Origin of the sequence: Kitasatospora sp. NPDC059599 (assembly GCF_042735125.1) — a bacterium.
Lineage (GTDB): Bacteria > Actinomycetota > Actinomycetes > Streptomycetales > Streptomycetaceae > Kitasatospora.
Genome location: NZ_JBHWCL010000060.1, coordinates 33,671 through 49,790, shown reverse-complemented (window position 1 = coordinate 49,790; position 16,120 = coordinate 33,671). Strand labels below are relative to the sequence as shown.

The following is a 16,120-nucleotide window of genomic DNA, read 5'->3' as shown; positions in this document are numbered from 1 at the left end:
GGACCGTGGAGGTCCGGGCCGCCCCGGTTTCGTACCGGCGCCCGCGGGGCCGCCGGGCCCGTGCCCGCGGCCGTCCGCGCGGGGTGTGCGGGCGGCCCCGCGCGCGGCCGTTCGTACGGACGGGCGCGGGCCGGTCGGGGGTTCGTCCGACCCGGTGCCGCGACGGCCCGGCGCGCTGCGAGGATGTGAGTTCAGGAAGTTCAGCCGACCGGAGCCGGTCGGCCGGGGCCGCGGGGGACTACACCTGGAAGGCGCCCCGGGAGAAGCAAGGGAGGAAGAACGTCATGGTGGTCACGCTCGCCAAGGGCGGCAACGTCTCGCTCACCAAGGCCGCGCCGAACCTGACGCAGGTCCAGATCGGCCTCGGCTGGTCCGCCCGTTCGACCACGGGCGCACCGTTCGACCTCGATGCGAGCGCCCTGCTCTGCGGTGGCGGACGAGTGCTCGGTGACGAGTACTTCGTCTTCTACAACAACCTCAAGAGCCCCGAGGGCTCGGTGGAGCACCAGGGCGACAACCTCACCGGTGGCGACGACACGGGTGACGACGAGGTGGTCCTGGTCAACCTGGACCTGGTCCCGGCACAGGCGGACAAGGTGGTCTTCGCGGTCTCGATCTACGAGGCCGAGGCGCGGCTGCAGAACTTCGGGCAGGTCCGCAACGCCTACATCCGGGTCGTCAACTCGGTCGACGGCCAGGAGATCGCCCGTTACGACCTGTCCGAGGACGCGTCCAGCGAGACCGCGATGATCTTCGGCGAGCTGTACCGCTACGCGGGCGAGTGGAAGTTCCGCGCGGTGGGCCAGGGGTACGCCTCCGGCCTGCGCGGCATCGCACTCGACTTCGGCGTGAACGTACAGTAAGGGCGGAAATCGGACCATCGCACCCGACCCGATCATGAGAACTGAGGGCAGTGCGGGGGTGACCTGACCGGGCGGGGCCCGGTCAGGGAGTCTCGGGGACGAGGCCGCCCCCGACACGGCCAGAACCCGAAAGGTAGCCAACTCCCGTGTTCCTCCGCACATTCGGCTGGTCGTTCGCGATCACCGCCATCGGCCTGATCGCGGCCGGACTGCTCTGGGGAGCCCAAGGCTTCGGCATCGTGCTGATCCTCTCCATCCTGGAGATCTCCCTGTCGTTCGACAACGCGGTGGTCAACGCCACGGTGTTGAAGCGGATGAACCCGTACTGGCAGAAGATCTTCCTGACCGTCGGCGTGCTCATCGCCGTCTTCGGCATGCGCCTGATCTTCCCGCTGCTGGTCGTCGGCCTCACCGCGAAGCTCAACCCCGCGACCGTCATCGACCTCGCCCTGCATTCCGACAAGACCCACGAGGGCCTCACCTACGGCCAGTACCTGGAAGCGGCCAACCCGGCCATCGCCGCCTTCGGTGGCATCTTCCTGCTGATGATCTTCCTGGACTTCGTGTTCGAGGAGAAGGAGCACAACTGGCTGAGCTGGCTGGAGCGTCCGCTGGAGAAGATCGGCAAGCTCGACGCCCTCTCCACCGTCATCGCCCTGGTCTCGCTGGTGCTGGCCTCCCGCTTCTTCGCCGCCGAGCACGCCGAAACCGTTCTGCTCGCCGGCGTCCTGGGCCTGATCACCTACCTGGCGGTCAACGGCCTCTCGTCGATCTTCGAGTCCGGCCTGGAGGAAGAGGCCGAGCGCGAGGAGGAGGCGGAGAAGTCCGGCAAGTCGGTCGTCCAGGTCGCCGGCAAGGCCGCCTTCTTCCTGTTCCTCTACCTGGAGGTCCTGGACGCGTCGTTCTCCTTCGACGGCGTGGTCGGCGCGTTCGCCATCTCCAGCGACATCTTCCAGATCACCCTGGGCCTCGGCATCGGCGCGATGTACATCCGCTCGCTGACCGTCTTCCTGGTCCGCAAGGGCACCCTGGACGACTACGTCTACCTGGAGCACGGCGCGCACTACGCGATCGGCGCCCTGGCGGCGATCCTGCTCGTCGGGATCAAGTACCACATCCCGGAGATCGTCACCGGCCTGATCGGCGTCGCCTTCATCGGGCTCGCGCTCGGCTCGTCGATCCTGCGCAACCGGCGCGAGGGCACGGACGGCGCGGACGAGGAACCGGAACTGGTCGGCTCCGGCAAGTAGCCGGGACGGCCGGCTCCGGCAAGTAACCGGGACCGGCGCCGAGTCCGCCGCACACACGAGAACGGCCGCCCCCGGGGTTTCCCGGGGGCGGCCGTTTCCCGTTCCTGCGGGAGGGGCGGTCAGCCGAGCTGCTGCTCGATCGCGCGCAGCTTGCGCTCCAGCGAGTCCAGCTTCGGCATCGACAGGGTGTCGTCGTCGGCCGTCAGGTCGATGGACGAGCTCCGCCGGGACGAGCCGAAGGCGTCGATCGACGAGGAGGCCGAGGACGAGGTCGACGAGGTCGAGGAGGAGGACGAGTACGTCGAGGAGGACGACGACGAGTACGTCGAGGGGGAGGAGTACGAGGAGTACGAGGAACCGACGGCGGCGCGGGCGCGGCGGCCGGTGTCCAGGGCGGCCGGCTCGTACGAGTCGGAGCTGCCCGCCGAGGTCCGCGAGGTCGAGGTGGTGGCGTCGGACTCCGCGGCTAGGGCAGGCTCCGTAGTGCTCGGGCCGTCTCCGGCAGCCGTGAGGGCGGGAACCTGGCGGCCGCCACGGGCCCGGGACAGCATGCCGCCGCCCTGGCGGGAGATGGCCTTCAGCTCGGCGCGCTCGCGGCGGTCGGCGGTGCGGGCGCGGACCTTGGCGTCCAGCTTCGCCTGCCGCTCCTCGCGCACCTCCTCGACCGCCTCGTCCAGGCTGCGGACGTTCTCCAGCAGCATCAGCGACCAGGCCGCGTAGGTCTCGCGCGGGGCGCGCAGCCAGCGGACGATGCGGATCTGCGGCAGCGGGCGGGGCACCAGGCCCTGCTCGCGCAGGGCGGCCTTGCGGGTCTGCTTCAGCGCGCGGTCGAACAGGATCGCCGCCGAGATCGACATGCCGGAGAAGAACTGCGGGGCGCCGGCGTGGCCGAAGCCGCGCGGGGCGTGCACCCAGTTGAACCAGGCCGAGGCGATCGCGAACACCCAGACCAGCAGGCGGGAACCGAGCGCGGCGTCACCGTGGCTGGCCTCGCGGACGGCGAGCACCGAGCAGAACATCGCGGCGCCGTCGAGGCCGAACGGGACGAGGTACTCCCAGCCGTCGGCCAGGCCCAGGTTCTCCTTGCCGAAGCCGACCAGGCCGTGGAAGGACAGCGCGGCGGCGACACCGGCGCAGCAGAACAGCAGCGTGTACGAGGAGATGCCGTAGATCATCTCCTTGCGGCGGCGGCGCTCCTCACTGCGCTCCCAGGAGTCGGTCGCCTCGTCCTTCTTCGAGTTCTTGAAACGCAGCGTCGCCATCAGGACGGCGACGAACAGCAGGGCTGCGCCGCCGACGACGGTCCAGACCAGCTGTATGGAGGTCAGGTTCATTGCGGGTCGGGCCTCGGGTTTCCGCAGGGGACAGGTACACAGTGCGACACAGGCGGTCAGGTCCCGCCGCGCGGGCACTGCCTGACGGATTGTTCGTCACCGCACGGCGTGCCCCACCGCGCCCGCGCAGGGGCGGACGGGACACCTGTGCGGCTAGACGATATCGCGTCCGAAGTGGCGGCATGTTACGGGAGGGCGGCTTGCTCCTGCCAATCGGCCCACCGGTTCGCCCGCGGTTCGCCCGTGGTTCGCCCGGTGGTCGGGGCCCCGCGCGTCCGGCGGTCCGGCCCCACGTGCCCGGCGACCCGGCCCTCGTGCGCCCGACGGTCCGGCCCTCGTGCGCCCGGCGGTGCGGGCCCCGTGCGCCCGGTGCTTCGCGCCTCGTGCGCCCGGCGGTCCGGCCGGTCGGTGACCGGTGGTGGCCGGACGGGGTAGGAGAGGAAGCGGACGGGGTATCCGTCGGCCGGGCCGATGCCCGATCATTGGTCGGCGGACCGTCAGATCGCCTGGCGGGAGCGGGGGGAGAGGACGGGATGGTCTCGATCTGGGAGTACCTGCGCGGGGACCGGAGCTACACCTTCGACAACCCGGGCGGTCAGCACAAGGTCATACTCACCAAGTCGGCCCCGCAGCACGCGATCACCGGGTCGGCCGCCACCACCGGCTACCTCTACGTCAACCTGCACTGGTCGATGCGCGCCGGTTCCGGCCGGCCGAGCACCCGGGACACGGTCAAGCGGTTCTTCAGCCCCCGGATCCTCAGCCCGCTGGAGCCGGACTCACCGCAGGGCAACGAGCCGATGAACGTCGACCTCGACCTGGCCTGCATGTACGAACTCTCCGACGGCTCCACGGGCGTGGTGCAGCCGCTCGGCGGCCTCTTCGGCGACCTCCAGAACGCGCCGTACGTCAAGCTCAGCGGCGACGACCAGTACGGGGCACCCTCGGGCGAGACGATGTACGTCAACCTGGAGAAGAAGGACAAGTTCAAGCGGCTGTTGATCTTCGTCTACATCTACGACGGCACGCCGGCCTTCGAGCAGTCGCAGGCGGTCGTGACGATCGTGCCGCAGACCGGGCCGCGGATCGAGATCAAGCTGGAGGAGCGGGCCCGGGCGGCCCGCTCCTGCGCCGTGGTGCTGATCGAGAACGCGGGCGACAACCAGCTGACCGTGCGCCGCGAGGTGCGGTACGTCAACGGGTTCCAGTCGGACATCGACCGGCTGTACGGGTTCGGGATGCAGTGGCAGCGCGGCTACAAGGGGCAGTCGGGCGGCGACTGACGAGCCGGGCGGCGAGGGGCCGGGCGGTGCCCAGAGCGGGGGCGGGAGTCTCGGTGTCCGGCCCGGGGCCCACCGGGCCGCGTGGTGACCGGCCGGTTCCGGTCGCTGCGCGTTCGCGTCGCTCCGCGTTCGGAGCGTTGCGCCTTCCGGTTGCTGCACGTTCGCGTCGCTCCGCGTTCGGGGCGGGACCGCCGCTGTCGGGCGGCCGCCGCCCCGGGGCGGGCGTCAGCGGGGCTGGAACTGCGGGCCCTGCGGGGGCAGCGCGAACTCCTCGCCGGTGGGCGCGGGGGGCTGGGCCGTCGGCGGCTGCGGCGGGACGGGCGGCTGCTGGCCGGTGCCGGCCTGCGGGTAGCCGTAGCTGCCCGGGTGCGGCTGCGGCGGGACGGGCTGGTTCGGCTGCGGGTAGCCGTACCCGGTACCGGGCTGCTGCTGGTACGGCTGGGTGGGCTGCGGGTAGCCGTACCCGGTGCCGGGCTGCTGCTGCGGGTAGCCGTACCCCGTACCCGGCTGCTGCTGGGGGTAGCCGTAGCCGGTGCCGGGCCGGTGGCCCGGGGGCGGCGTGGGCGGGGCCGGCGGGACGGCCGGGGGTGCGGTGGGCGGGGCCGACGGCGGGGGCGTCATGGTCGGCGGGGCCGTGGGCGGCGGCGGGGTCGACGGAGCGCCCGTCGACGCGCCCGCGGTGGCGGCGGCCGGGACCGGGGTGGCCGGGGCCTGCGGCTGCGGGACGGCCGGGGCCAGGGTGAAGGTGCCCGGCTCGGGGGCGGTCGGGCGCCGGTCCGGCAGCGGGGTGCTGCGCGGGTCGACCGCACCGGTCGGGGAGGCGGTGGAGGCGGGTGCCGGGAACTGCGCCGGGTCGGGAGCGGCGCCCGCCGCCTCGTCCTCGACGGTGATGCCGAAGTCGGTGGCGAGACCGATCAGCCCGGAGGTGTAGCCCTGGCCGATCGCCCGGAACTTCCAGGACCCGGACCGCCGGTACAGCTCGCCCGCGACCAGCGCGGTGACGCTCTCGGCGTCGCTGATCTCGAACTCGGCGAGCGCGGCCACGCCCTCGCCGGCCGTGGCGTCGAACAGCAGCAGCCGCAGGCCCGGCACCGTGCGGAACGGCCCGCCCTCGGAGGAGCCCGCCAGCACCACGCGGTCCACGTCCGCGGGCAGCTTGCCCAGCTCGACCTCGATCGTGTCGATGATCTCGGCGCCGCCGGAGGTCTGCTGCTTGGGCAGGTGGCGGACCAGGCCGGAGGGGTGGCGCGGCTGGTTGTAGAAGACGAAGTCGGCGTCCGAACGGACCTTGCCGGTCGCGCCGAGCAGCAGCGCGGACGCGTCCACGTCCGGCGCACCGGGCGCGGCGCTCCAGCGCAGCACGGCGCGGACCGCCGCCGCCGGCAGTGCGATGTTGGCGCCCTTGGCCATCACGTGCGTCATAGCGGACCATCCTGCCTGTTCGCCACCCCTTCGGACAACGTGACCGGACCGGTTCGCGTCGGGTCGGACTTTGCCAAGACTTGCGCTTCCCGAGGTTTGTCGCCCGGGAGCCCATGATCGTCCAAGTGGACCGGGATGTTCCGGGAGTTCAGTGCCGGGGAACCGGGGGCGGCCGGATCCCGTCCGTACGATGGGCGGTCGAAAGGCCCCCGGGGGGTTCGACGGAGGGGCGTCCGAGGGTGACGCGTCCGGGGAACCAGGGCGCCCGGTCGGCCGGTTGACCAGGGTGTCGTCCGGTCGGCAGGAGCGTCGTCGGCAGGGGGCCGGAGGCCCGTCCACTTCCTGGAGGAGAGCACCTTGCGCCATTTCGGCCACCTCGCCGAGGACGTACGCGGCCGGCTCTTCGTGGAACAGCCGCGCGCGTTCACCGCGCAGAGCGAGCCCGAGGTGCTCGCCACCGCGCTCGGCGGCACCCTCTACAGCCCCGCCACCAGGCCCGCGCTCGCCGCCGACATCCGCAAACAGGCTGCTCGGGGCGTGGTCTCGATGGTGCTCTGCCTGGAGGACGCGATCGCCGACCACGAGGTCGACGCCGGGGAGCGGAACCTGGTCGAGCAGCTGAATGACCTGGTCAAGGATTTCACCGACTGCGCACAGAGTCATCCCCTCCTCTTCATCAGGGTCCGTGCCGCCGCCCAGATTCCCGACCTCGCCGAGCGGCTCGGTCCGGCCGTCGAGCTGCTCAGCGGTTTCGTCCTGCCCAAGTTCACCCCGGAGAACGGCGGCGCCTACCTGGCCGCACTCGCCGCCGCCGAAGCCGCCACCGGACGGCGGCTGTTCGCCATGCCCGTCCTGGAATCGCCCGAGCTGGCCCACCTGGAGACCCGCCGCGAGCAGCTCTTCGGCATCGCCCGACTGCTCGCCGGGCACCGGGACCGGGTGCTCGCCCTGCGCCTCGGCGTCACCGACCTCTGCTCCGCGTACGGCCTGCGGCGCTCGCCCGACCTCACCGCGTACGACGTCGCGCTGGTCGCGGCGGTGATCGGAGACGTGGTCAACGTGCTCGGCCGGGCGGACGGCACGGGCCACACCGTCACCGGCCCGGTCTGGGAGTACTTCCCGGTGCAGGAACGGATGTTCAAGCCCCAGCTGCGCCGCACCCCGTTCGCCGAAGGCTCGTTCGCCGGCGGCGGCACGGTCGGCGGTGCCGCCGGCGGCAGCGGCGGCACCACCCGGACCTCCGGTGAGGAGGTCCGCCGCCGGATCATCGAACACGACCTGGACGGGCTGATCCGGGAGGTCGAACTCGACCGGGCCAACGGCCTGCTCGGCAAGACCTGCATCCACCCCAGCCACGTGCCTGCCGTGCACGCCCTCTCCGTGGTCACGCACGAGGAGTACTGCGACGCCCGCGACATCCTCCGGCAGGAGCAGGACGGCGGCGGGGTGCTGCGCTCCGCGTACACCAACAAGATGAACGAGGCCCGGCCGCACCGGGCCTGGGCGGAGCGGGTGCTGCTACGGGCGGAGGTGTTCGGAGTGGCCCGGGAGGACGTCAGCTTCGCGGAACTGCTGTCGGCCTGTTTGTGTGGTTGAGGCCCGGCCGTTCCCTCCGGTTCCCGTACGGCGGATAGGAAGCGGATAGGAAGGGGCACGGGCGGGGCGGGCACGCCGGGGAGGGGCGGGCATGCCGGGGAGGGGCGGGCACGCCGGGCGGGGCCGGGCTTGAGGGCTCGGCGGGCCGGGCACGCAGGGGAGGATGTGACCGGCCGGGCCCGGCGAGCCGGACAAGACGAACGCACCATCGCACCATCGAAGGCAGGACCAGCAGTGACAGCAACACCCCAGACGTGGACCGGCCGTTGGGTCGCCGACCGGACCGGGATCGCGCTGACCGGTTCCGAGCGCCTCCCCGAACTCGTCGGCCTGGCCCTCCGGGAGAACCGCAAGCGAGCCCACCTGCTGGTCTCCAACGTGCTCGGCAAACACGTGCCGCAGCGCCCCTCGGTGGTCCACGGCGCCGGACTCGACCTCGGCCGCAGGGTCCGCGAACTGCTCGGCGAAGAGGCGGCCGCGCGGGCCGTCGTGCTCGGCTACGCGGAGACCGCCACCGGCCTCGGCCACAGCGTCGCCGACGGCCTCGACGCCCCCTACCTGCACTCCACCCGCCGCCCGGTGCCCGGGATCCCCCCGCTCGGCGGCTTCGAGGAGGAGCACTCGCACGCCACCTCGCACCTGCTGCTCCCCGCCGACCCCGCCCTGTTCGCCGGGGACGGGCCGCTGGTGCTGGTCGACGACGAGTTCTCGACCGGACGGACGGTCCTCAACACCATCCGAGAACTGCACGCCCGCCATCCGCGCGACCACTACGTCGTGGTCGCCCTGGTCGACCTGCGTTCCGCCGCCGACCGGGACCGGCTCGCCGAGACCGCCACCGGACTCGGCGTCCGGCTGGACCTGGTGGCCACCGCGAACGGTGGCGTCGAACTGCCCGAGGACCTCCTGGACCGCGCCCAGCAGCTGATCGCGGAGATGTCGACCGCCGAGGCGGACCTGGCCGCCGACGGCGCGGCCCCGGTCGGCGCCGTCGCCGCGCCGCTGGCCCGGGTCGCACTGGACTGGCCCGCCGGACTCCCGGACGGCGGACGGCACGGCTTCACCGCCCGTGACCGCGCCCGCCTGGACGCCGCCCTGCCCCGGCTCGCCGGGCAGCTCGCCGAAGCCCTGCCCGCCGAGGCACGGCGAGTGCTGGTGCTCGGCTCCGAGGAACTGATGTACACGCCGCTGCGCCTCGCCGACGCCCTGGCAGAGCGGCTCGGCGGAGACCGCGTCCGGTACTCCACCACCACCCGCTCGCCCGTCCTCGCGGTGGACGACCCCGGCTACGCCATCCGCACCCGGCTGGCCTTCCCCGCCCACGACGACCCGCAGGACGACGCCTCGCGCGAGCGCTACGCGTACAACGTCGCCCCCGGCAGCGACCCGGCACGGCGCTTCGACGCCGTCGTGCTGGTCGTGGACGACGTCGCCGACACCCCGGCGCTGCACCGGGGCGAGCGGGCGCTGCTCGGCCAGCTGCGGCAGGTCACCGACCGGGTGGTGCTCGCGGTGCTGCCCTCGCACCGTCCGGTGCCGTCGGCGTCCGCGCTGCCGACGCCGCTGTACGGGCCGGTGCCGTCGGCGTCCGCGCTGCCGGCGCCGCTGTACGGGCCGGCGTTCTCCTCCTACCGGGCCGAGGAGGTGGCGTGGCTGCTCAAGGACCTCTCCGGGGTCGCACTGGAAGCCCCCACCGAGGAGCGCGAGGAGGCCGTGCAGAACGGCGGCGCGCACTACGCCGAGTCGCTTCCGGTCGAGTACCAGCCCAGTCCCGCCTACCAGGAGTTGTTCCACCAGGCCCTGCACGGCTCCGCCCGCCGGATCGCGCTCGCCGTCGCCACCGTCGCCGAGACGCTGCTGCGCGAACGCGGCCCCGGCCTGGTGCTCGCCTCGCTCGCCCGGGCCGGCACGCCCGTCGGCGTCCTGGTCCGACGCTGGCTGGCCTTCGCCCACGGCCTGTCCGTACCGCACTACGCCGTCTCGATCGTGCGGGGCCGCGGCATCGACCCGGTCGCCCTGCGGTACCTGGCGGCCCACCACCGCGCGCAGGACGTGGTGTTCGTGGACGGCTGGACGGGCAAGGGCGCGATCACCCGGGAACTCGCCGACGCGCTGGCCGGCACCGGCTTCGACCCGGACCTCGCCGTGCTCGCCGACCCGGGCCGCTGCGTGCGTACGTACGGCACCCGGGACGACTTCCTCATCCCGTCCGCCTGCCTCAACTCCACGGTGTCCGGGCTGGTTTCGCGCACCGTCCTGCGGGCCGGGCTGATCGGCCCGGACGACTTCCACGGGGCCAAGCACTACGCCGAACTGGCCGGGAGCGACGTCTCGGCGGTGTTCCTGGACGCCGTGGCCGCGTGCTTCGAAGAGGTCCGCGCACCGGCGGTCGAGGGCGCCGACCGGCTGGCCGCCGACCCGGACCGGGCGCCCGACTGGGCCGGCTGGGCCGCCGTCGAGCGGATCAGCGCCGAGTACGGCATCGACAACGTCAACCTGGTCAAGCCCGGCGTCGGCGAGACCACCCGGGTGCTGCTGCGCCGCGTCCCCTGGCGGATCCTCGCCCGTCGCGGCGCCGGCGCCGACCTGGACCACGTCCGGCTGCTCGCCACCCAACGCGGCGTCGAGGTCGAGGAGGTGGACGGCCTGCCGTACACCTGCGTCGGCCTGATCCATCCGCGGTACAGCCGCGGGGCGACCGGGGCCGACGGACGGTCGGCGGGGCCGGCCAGGACCGACGGGTGGTCGGCGGAACCGGTGGGGTCCGGGGAACCGACGGTGTCGGCGGAACCGGTGGAGTCCGGGGAACCGGTGGGGTCCGGGGAACCGGTGGGGTCCGGGGAATCGACAGTGTCGGGGACGCACGGGGCGTCCCCGAAGGGGAGGGAATCCTGATGGGTGTTCTGGTGGCCAGCGACCTCGACCGGACGCTGATCTACTCCGACCGGGCGCTCGCCCTGGACGTCCCCGACCGGCTCGCACCGCGGCTGCTCTGCGTCGAGGTGTACCAGGGGCGGCCGCTGTCCTACATGACCGAACAGGCCGCCGGACTGCTCGCCGACCTCGCCCGGCAGGCCCGCTTCGTCCCCACCACCACCCGGACGACGGAGCAGTACGAGCGAGTCAGGCTGCCCGGCCCGACGCCGGACCGGGTCCCCGAGTACGCGATCTGCGCCAACGGCGGGCAACTGCTGGTGGACGGCGTTCCGGACCCGGACTGGCGCGCCGAGATCACCGCGCGGATAGCCGCCGGCTCGGCCCCGTTGGAGGAGGTCGTCCGGCGGCTCGCGGTGTGCGCCGACCCGGAGTGGACGCACAAGCGGCGGGTCGCCGACGAGTCCTTCGCCTACCTGGTCGTCGAGCGCGCCGCACTGCCGGCCGGCTGGCTGGACGAGCTGACCGGCTGGTGCGCCGAGCGCGGCTGGACGGTCTCACTGCAGGGCCGCAAGGTGTACGCGGTCCCGGCGCCGCTCACCAAGAGCGCCGCCCTCACCGAAGTCGTACGGCGCAGCGGCGCGACCACCGTGCTCGCGGCCGGGGACTCGCTGCTCGACGCGGACCTGCTGCTCGCGGCGGACGCCGGATGGCGGCCCGGGCACGGTGAACTCGCCGACAGCGGCTGGACGGCCCCCGGCGTCACCGCCCTCCGGGAGGTGGGGGTGACAGCGGGGGAGGAGATCGTCCGGCGGTTCCTGGCGGGGGCCACGGCGAGGTAGTGGCGGGGTAGCGGCGGGTCGGATCCGGGCGCGCGTCCGGCCCGCCCGGCTCGGCCGGGGTTCTGTTCCGGTTCCGGTCGGAGCCCGGTCGGTTCAGGCCCGATCCAGTCGGTTCAGGCCTGATCCGGTCGATTCACGTCGGCTCCGGGCCGGTTCACGTCCTGCTCCGGCCGGTCCCTGTCCGACTCCGGGCGGGGCCGGTCAGCCGCAGCAGCCACCGCCGCAGCAGCCGCCTCCACCCCCGCCCCCCGCGGCGGGGGCCGGACGGCCGGCGGCCGCACCGGTGACGGCGACCGTGGACAGCAGCTTCGTGGTGTCCTCGTGCCCCTGCGGGCAGACGGCGGGGTCGTTCGCCTGCGCCATCGGGCGGCGGAGCTCGAAGGTGGCGCCGCAGGAGCGGCAGCGGAAGTCGTAACGTGGCATACCGGCAGAGTACCGAGAGAACCCCGCCGGGAAAGCGGTCAGTGGTGCCCGCCCAGGTCGCCGCGGATCAGCCCGATCACCCGCGCCGACGTGTCCCGCACCGCCGCCAGCTCGGTGAGGAAAGCCCAGTAGTCGGGGTGCCGGCCGGCCGCCTCCAACGTCGCCACCGCACGGTCCAGCCGGGCCACCGCCTCGTCCAACGGGGCGGCGTGCCGCGGGTCCGGCGCGCTGCGCCCCGCCATCGCCAACCGCTGCGCGTCCCGGATGGCGAAGCGGGCGCGCTCGATCTCCCGGTTGGGGTCGTGCTGCACCTCGTTCAGCTGCCGCAGCCGGTCGTTCACCGCGGCCACCGAGCCGTCCGCGGTCTCCAGCAGCGCGCGGACCGTCCCGATCGCGCCGGTGGCGTCCGCCCAGCGCTGCTCGTCCCGGGCACGGGCCGCCTCGGCGAGCTTGCGCTCGGCGGCGCGCCCGGTCTCCGCGACCTGGTCCGGCACCCGCTGCAGGTCCTGCCAGCAGGCGGCGCTGAACCGGCGGCGCAACTCGCTCAGGGCCGGCTCCACCGTCCCGGCCTTGGTCTCCAGCGCCTGGATCCGGGTCCGCAGGCTCGCCACCCGCCGGTCGATCTCCCGTGCCCGCTCCGGCAACTGCGCGGCGTCGGCGGCGATCACCTCCGCCCGCTGCCGCACGTCGTCCGCCCGCTGCAGGGTGCCGGCCACCCCGTGCCGCGCCGGGCCCTCGTTCAGCCGCCCCAGCTCCGGCGCCAGCTCGGCCAACCGGGCCGCCAGGTCATCCGCTCGCAGCCCGGCGCCGCGCGCCTCGTCCAACGCGTTCGAGGCGGTGAGCAGCGCGCGCTTGGCCTGCTCGACCGCCGGAGTGACCCGCATCAGCTGCTGCTCGGCGTGCTGGACGGTCGGCTGCAGACGGCTCAGGAAGTCGTTCAGCTCCGCCCGGGCGGAGCCCAGCTGGCCCTTCACGTCCTCCAGTTGGCGCTTGGCCTGCGCCGCCGCGCCCGAGTCCAGGGACTCGCTGTCCAGGTTGTGCGCGTCGAGGGCACCCAGGTAGTTCACGGTGACCTGATCGACCCGGCCGGAGATCGCCGCCAGATCGGCCAGCGCACGCTGCACCGTCGGCCCGTCCTCCGCAGCGCGGACCGTCTCCACCGCGAGCTGCACCTCGCGCTGGGTCTCCTCCAGCTCGTAGAACGCCTCCTGCGCCGCGGCCCGGGCCTCCCTCGCCCCCGCCCGCACGCCCTCACCCGCGCCACGCCGACCCCACCAGCCGCCGGTCCCGGCCGACGCCAGACCGACCGCCCCCAACGCACCAGCCAGTACCACGGGCAACACCAGCGCGTCCGCCAGCGCACTCCCCGCCCGCCGCCGCCCCCGCCCGCTCCCGCCGGCCACCGTCACTGCGCGCTCCCTGCTCCGACCCGCTGATCCGGCCCCATTCTCCCCGATCACCCCACTCGCCCGTCACCCCCTCCCACCTCACCCGCCCGCACCATCACCACCCACCCGCACCACCCGCCCCACCCCCACCCGGACACCTGGCCCCACACCACCCCCCGGACCAGGTACCCTAGGCACTCGTCGTACGCCCACCAGGCCACGACAGGGGGCGCGTAGCTCAGTGGTAGAGCGCTGCTCTTACAAAGCAGATGTCGGCGGTTCGAAACCGTCCGCGCCCACAGACACGAAGGGCCAGTTCGGAGGAGTGATCCTCACGAACTGGCCCTCGGTCGTTTCCGGGGTCCTACTCGTCCCGTGCCACCCGCGTGCCAGATGCCCCAGCGCCGGCGTCTGGTCGCCGAGCGCCTGGCGGACGGCTTCGCCCATGCGGTCGGCGATGGCGCGGTCCCGGTCGCTGGTCATGTGCTGGTAGATCAGCGCCGCCCGGGTGCTGGCCCCGTTCTGCGAGGCGAGGGTGTTTCCGGTGTGCCGCAGGTCGTGGAAGTGGGCGTCCGCGCTCACCCCGGCGGCCGTGCGGGCCCGGATCCAGTCGTCCCGGAAGTTGCTCCGGCGGAGCTTGCCGCCGCGGGGCCCGATGAACAGGTGCCCGTCCGGGCCGGGGCCGGCGAATTGGGCAGGGCGATCGCCAGGTCGGTCACGATCTCCGCAGGGAAGGCCACAGGGCGGAAGCCGGCGCGCCTCTTGGGCGCCTTGTCGGAGAGACGACCGGTGTTACCTAGCTGGATTTCCGGTGCCTTCATCTGGTCATGGCGGTAGTCATATCCAGCTAGGAAACTTGGCCAATGCCAGCCAGCGGCTGCAGGCACTGTGTGATGACCTCTGCCGCATTCGCGGGCGTGGGAACCCGCCGTGCCTCTGCAATTGCTACGAAGCACGCGCCGAAGTCAACGCCGCCGGCGGCACCCTCAAGAATCTCGCGGACATCGGGGTTGGCCAGCAGTCCGCCTTGTGCGGGTGGGAGCAGCGGACCGCATGAGGCCAGAACCGTTAGAACCAGCCGTGGCTGGTGGCTCGGAGCCGGGCAAGGGCGCCACCATACTCCGCGCCCAGCTGTCGGGGTGAATGGTCCACCGGGCCGACGACCGCCCAGGACGGAACCACCCCGCTCAGCCTGAGTCATGCCGGCGGCGACCGCATGCAGTGGTGGACAGCCCGGGCGACCGCGCCCATCATCCCCTCATGGACCACAACAAGGCTCGCGATCTCGCCGTCACCAGGTTCGTGGCTTCCGGGACAAACCGCATTGAGGACTGGGAGGTCACAGGCCCAGAGATGGGGCCCGTGCGGACGATGAGCGGCGTGCAGGTCCACCTGATTTTCCACTTCCGGCCGCACGAAGGTGCCGAGACCGGCTGGGACCGTTCCTGGATCCCGCTCCGTGTCGCTGTGGATCCCAGCAATGGCCACACGGACATGCTGAGGTAGCGGCTGGAACGTTTCGACTGATCCGGGCGTGCCACAACCGTGCCGGAATGGGCGGAACGCGACGGACAATCGGGGGCGCTCACGAGCCGACGGCGATCCCGGAGGCAGGTACGGCAAGGCCCGGGTCAGAGTCGGTCCCACACGCCAAGCTTTACAAAGAAGATGTCGGCGGTTCGAAACCGTCCGCGCCCACCAGCGCAAAAGGCCCGCAGCGATCATGCTGCGGGCCTTTTGACTGCAGTGACTGACGGCAGCCGCTGATGTGAGTCGGCCGTCCGGCGTCTCCCTGTGGACCCTCGACGTCGATCGGATGCACCCAGACGACTACGAGAACGCCAAGGACGCCGCCGGTCCCGTTCTACTCCCGGCCACGGACCGGAAGAACCTGCCGAAGGCCGTCTCGGCCGACGGGAAGAAGCTCCTGTTCCGTTCCGTCCAGGGCAAGCAGGGGACCGCGTTCGTCACCGACCTGACTCCCGGCGCCCAGCCCCAGCAGGTCACCGCCGACGAGGCCGCGACCTTGCTCGGTTACGTCGATGTCCCGCTGGAGTGGCGCTGACCACCCCGGCGGTGCCGCGCCGGGGCCCTGGTGTCCGGGGTCGCGCTCACCGGTGAGGGGAGGGCCGGGTGCGACCTGTTGGGGCCGCCGGTCGCCCCCCCGGGTGCCGGGGGGTGTGGTGGTGCTGGTAGGGAGAAGGGGTGACTACCAGGGCGTTTGATGCGGTGTTGTGTGATGTGGACGGTGTGATCCGGTTCTTCGACGGGGCCGGGGTGGCGGCGTTGGAGCGGGCGGCGGGTCTGGGGGAGGGGAGTACGGCGGGCGTGGGCTTCGCGCCGGAGAACGACCTGCCGTTGTTGCTGGGGCGGATCGGCAAGGCGGAGTGGGTGGAGTCGATCGCGCGCGGGCTGGCCGGGCGGGTGTCGGGGGCGCAGGCGCGCGGGTTGGCGGAGGCGTTCGCGAACTCGCCGTTCTGGGCGGACGAGGTCGCGGTGGGGATGTTGCGGCAGGTGCGGGAGCACTGCCGGGTGGTGTTGGTGACCAATGCGACGGTCTGGTTGGACGAGGACCTGGAGCGGTTGGGGCTGACGGACCTGGCGCACGAGGTGGTGAACAGTTCCGTGGTCGGCAGCGCGAAGCCGGAGCGCCGGATCTACGAGATCGCCGCGGAGCGGGCCGGGGTGGCGCCGGAGCGGTGCGTGTTCGTCGACGACCGGCAGGAGAACGTCGATGCGGCGGTGGCGCTGGGGATGACCGGGGTGCTCTACCGGGGGCCGGAGGACCTGCGGCGGGCGGTGGCGCCCCTGTTGGGGTAGGAGGCCGCCGGTGGCGTCGGCCCGG

13 protein-coding genes and 1 tRNA gene are annotated in these 16,120 nt (G+C 72.9%); 10 read left to right on the top strand and 4 right to left on the bottom strand.

The genetic code is table 11. The features are described 5' to 3' along the window. The first annotated feature begins 284 nt into the window (after positions 1 to 284). Positions 285 to 863 (top strand): TerD family protein, encoded by a 579-nt coding sequence (locus ACFV04_RS21745; RefSeq protein WP_360249357.1) that lies wholly within the window; start codon positions 285 to 287, stop codon positions 861 to 863. Positions 864 to 1,009: 146 nt separating this feature from the next. After that, on the top strand, positions 1,010 to 2,113 hold the full coding sequence (locus ACFV04_RS21740; protein WP_380346808.1) for a DUF475 domain-containing protein: 1,104 nt from the start codon (positions 1,010 to 1,012) through the stop codon (positions 2,111 to 2,113). Positions 2,114 to 2,232: 119 nt separating this feature from the next. Here ACFV04_RS21740 and ACFV04_RS21735 read toward each other — a convergent pair whose 3' ends face one another. After that, positions 2,233 to 3,447: a DUF2637 domain-containing protein gene (locus tag ACFV04_RS21735; RefSeq protein ID WP_380531272.1), complete on the bottom strand. Its 1,215-nt coding sequence runs from the start codon at positions 3,445 to 3,447 to the stop codon at positions 2,233 to 2,235. Between the two features lie 533 nt (positions 3,448 to 3,980). Between ACFV04_RS21735 and ACFV04_RS21730 the strand changes: the two genes are divergently transcribed. After that, complete coding sequence (locus ACFV04_RS21730) at positions 3,981 to 4,730, top strand: Tellurium resistance (protein WP_360249366.1); 750 nt, start codon at positions 3,981 to 3,983, stop codon at positions 4,728 to 4,730. A gap of 225 nt (positions 4,731 to 4,955) precedes the next feature. Here the strand turns inward: ACFV04_RS21730 and ACFV04_RS21725 are convergent, their stop codons facing one another. Beyond that, positions 4,956 to 6,152 carry a TerD family protein gene (locus tag ACFV04_RS21725; protein ID WP_380531269.1) on the bottom strand — a complete coding sequence of 399 codons (1,197 nt, stop codon included), beginning with the start codon at positions 6,150 to 6,152 and terminating at the stop codon, positions 4,956 to 4,958. A 357-nt stretch (positions 6,153 to 6,509) separates the two neighbouring features. Between ACFV04_RS21725 and ACFV04_RS21720 the strand changes: the two genes are divergently transcribed. From ACFV04_RS21720 to ACFV04_RS21710, 3 genes are all read left to right on the top strand, one after another. Beyond that, positions 6,510 to 7,748, top strand: a complete 1,239-nt coding sequence (locus tag ACFV04_RS21720) for an HpcH/HpaI aldolase/citrate lyase family protein (protein WP_380531266.1) — start codon at positions 6,510 to 6,512, stop codon at positions 7,746 to 7,748. Between the two features lie 234 nt (positions 7,749 to 7,982). Beyond that, the gene (locus ACFV04_RS21715; protein WP_380531263.1) at positions 7,983 to 10,643 is read left to right on the top strand and encodes a phosphoribosyltransferase; all 2,661 of its coding nucleotides are present in this window, start codon (positions 7,983 to 7,985) and stop codon (positions 10,641 to 10,643) included. Further along, on the top strand, positions 10,643 to 11,464 hold the full coding sequence (locus ACFV04_RS21710; protein ID WP_380531260.1) for an HAD family hydrolase: 822 nt from the start codon (positions 10,643 to 10,645) through the stop codon (positions 11,462 to 11,464). Before ACFV04_RS21715 ends, ACFV04_RS21710 begins: the two co-directional genes overlap by 1 nt. A 201-nt stretch (positions 11,465 to 11,665) precedes the next feature. Here the strand turns inward: ACFV04_RS21710 and ACFV04_RS21705 are convergent, their stop codons facing one another. Both ACFV04_RS21705 and ACFV04_RS21700 read right to left on the bottom strand, forming a co-directional pair. After that, positions 11,666 to 11,887: a zinc ribbon domain-containing protein gene (locus tag ACFV04_RS21705; RefSeq protein ID WP_360249381.1), complete on the bottom strand. Its 222-nt coding sequence runs from the start codon at positions 11,885 to 11,887 to the stop codon at positions 11,666 to 11,668. A gap of 38 nt (positions 11,888 to 11,925) precedes the next feature. Then, a complete protein-coding gene (locus ACFV04_RS21700) occupies positions 11,926 to 13,296 on the bottom strand; it encodes a hypothetical protein (protein ID WP_380531256.1) in 1,371 nt (456 codons plus the stop codon). Between the two features lie 206 nt (positions 13,297 to 13,502). On the opposite strand from ACFV04_RS21700, the gene ACFV04_RS21695 reads away from it, so the two are divergent. The 4 genes from ACFV04_RS21695 to ACFV04_RS21680 all read left to right on the top strand — a co-directional run bounded on the left by ACFV04_RS21695 (position 13,503) and on the right by ACFV04_RS21680 (position 16,095). Further along, a tRNA-Val gene (locus ACFV04_RS21695) sits at positions 13,503 to 13,574 on the top strand. Between the two features lie 961 nt (positions 13,575 to 14,535). After that, complete coding sequence (locus ACFV04_RS21690; RefSeq protein ID WP_380531253.1) at positions 14,536 to 14,781, top strand: hypothetical protein; 246 nt, start codon at positions 14,536 to 14,538, stop codon at positions 14,779 to 14,781. A 310-nt stretch (positions 14,782 to 15,091) separates the two neighbouring features. Continuing rightward, complete coding sequence (locus tag ACFV04_RS21685) at positions 15,092 to 15,340, top strand: hypothetical protein (protein WP_380531250.1); 249 nt, start codon at positions 15,092 to 15,094, stop codon at positions 15,338 to 15,340. A gap of 140 nt (positions 15,341 to 15,480) precedes the next feature. Further along, positions 15,481 to 16,095, top strand: coding sequence for an HAD family hydrolase (locus ACFV04_RS21680; RefSeq protein WP_380346821.1), 615 nt, complete (start codon positions 15,481 to 15,483; stop codon positions 16,093 to 16,095). The last annotated feature ends 25 nt before the right edge of the window (positions 16,096 to 16,120 follow it).

Coding starts and splice junctions, on each gene's coding strand:
- ACFV04_RS21730 (WP_360249366.1), top strand. CDS start 3,981: ATGGTCTCGATCTGGGAGTACCTGCGCGGGGACCGGAGCTACACCTTC.
- ACFV04_RS21735 (WP_380531272.1), bottom strand. CDS start 3,447: ATGAACCTGACCTCCATACAGCTGGTCTGGACCGTCGTCGGCGGCGCA.
- ACFV04_RS21690 (WP_380531253.1), top strand. CDS start 14,536: ATGGACCACAACAAGGCTCGCGATCTCGCCGTCACCAGGTTCGTGGCT.
- ACFV04_RS21710 (WP_380531260.1), top strand. CDS start 10,643: ATGGGTGTTCTGGTGGCCAGCGACCTCGACCGGACGCTGATCTACTCC.
- ACFV04_RS21725 (WP_380531269.1), bottom strand. CDS start 6,152: ATGACGCACGTGATGGCCAAGGGCGCCAACATCGCACTGCCGGCGGCG.
- ACFV04_RS21705 (WP_360249381.1), bottom strand. CDS start 11,887: ATGCCACGTTACGACTTCCGCTGCCGCTCCTGCGGCGCCACCTTCGAG.
- ACFV04_RS21745 (WP_360249357.1), top strand. CDS start 285: ATGGTGGTCACGCTCGCCAAGGGCGGCAACGTCTCGCTCACCAAGGCC.
- ACFV04_RS21685 (WP_380531250.1), top strand. CDS start 15,092: ATGCACCCAGACGACTACGAGAACGCCAAGGACGCCGCCGGTCCCGTT.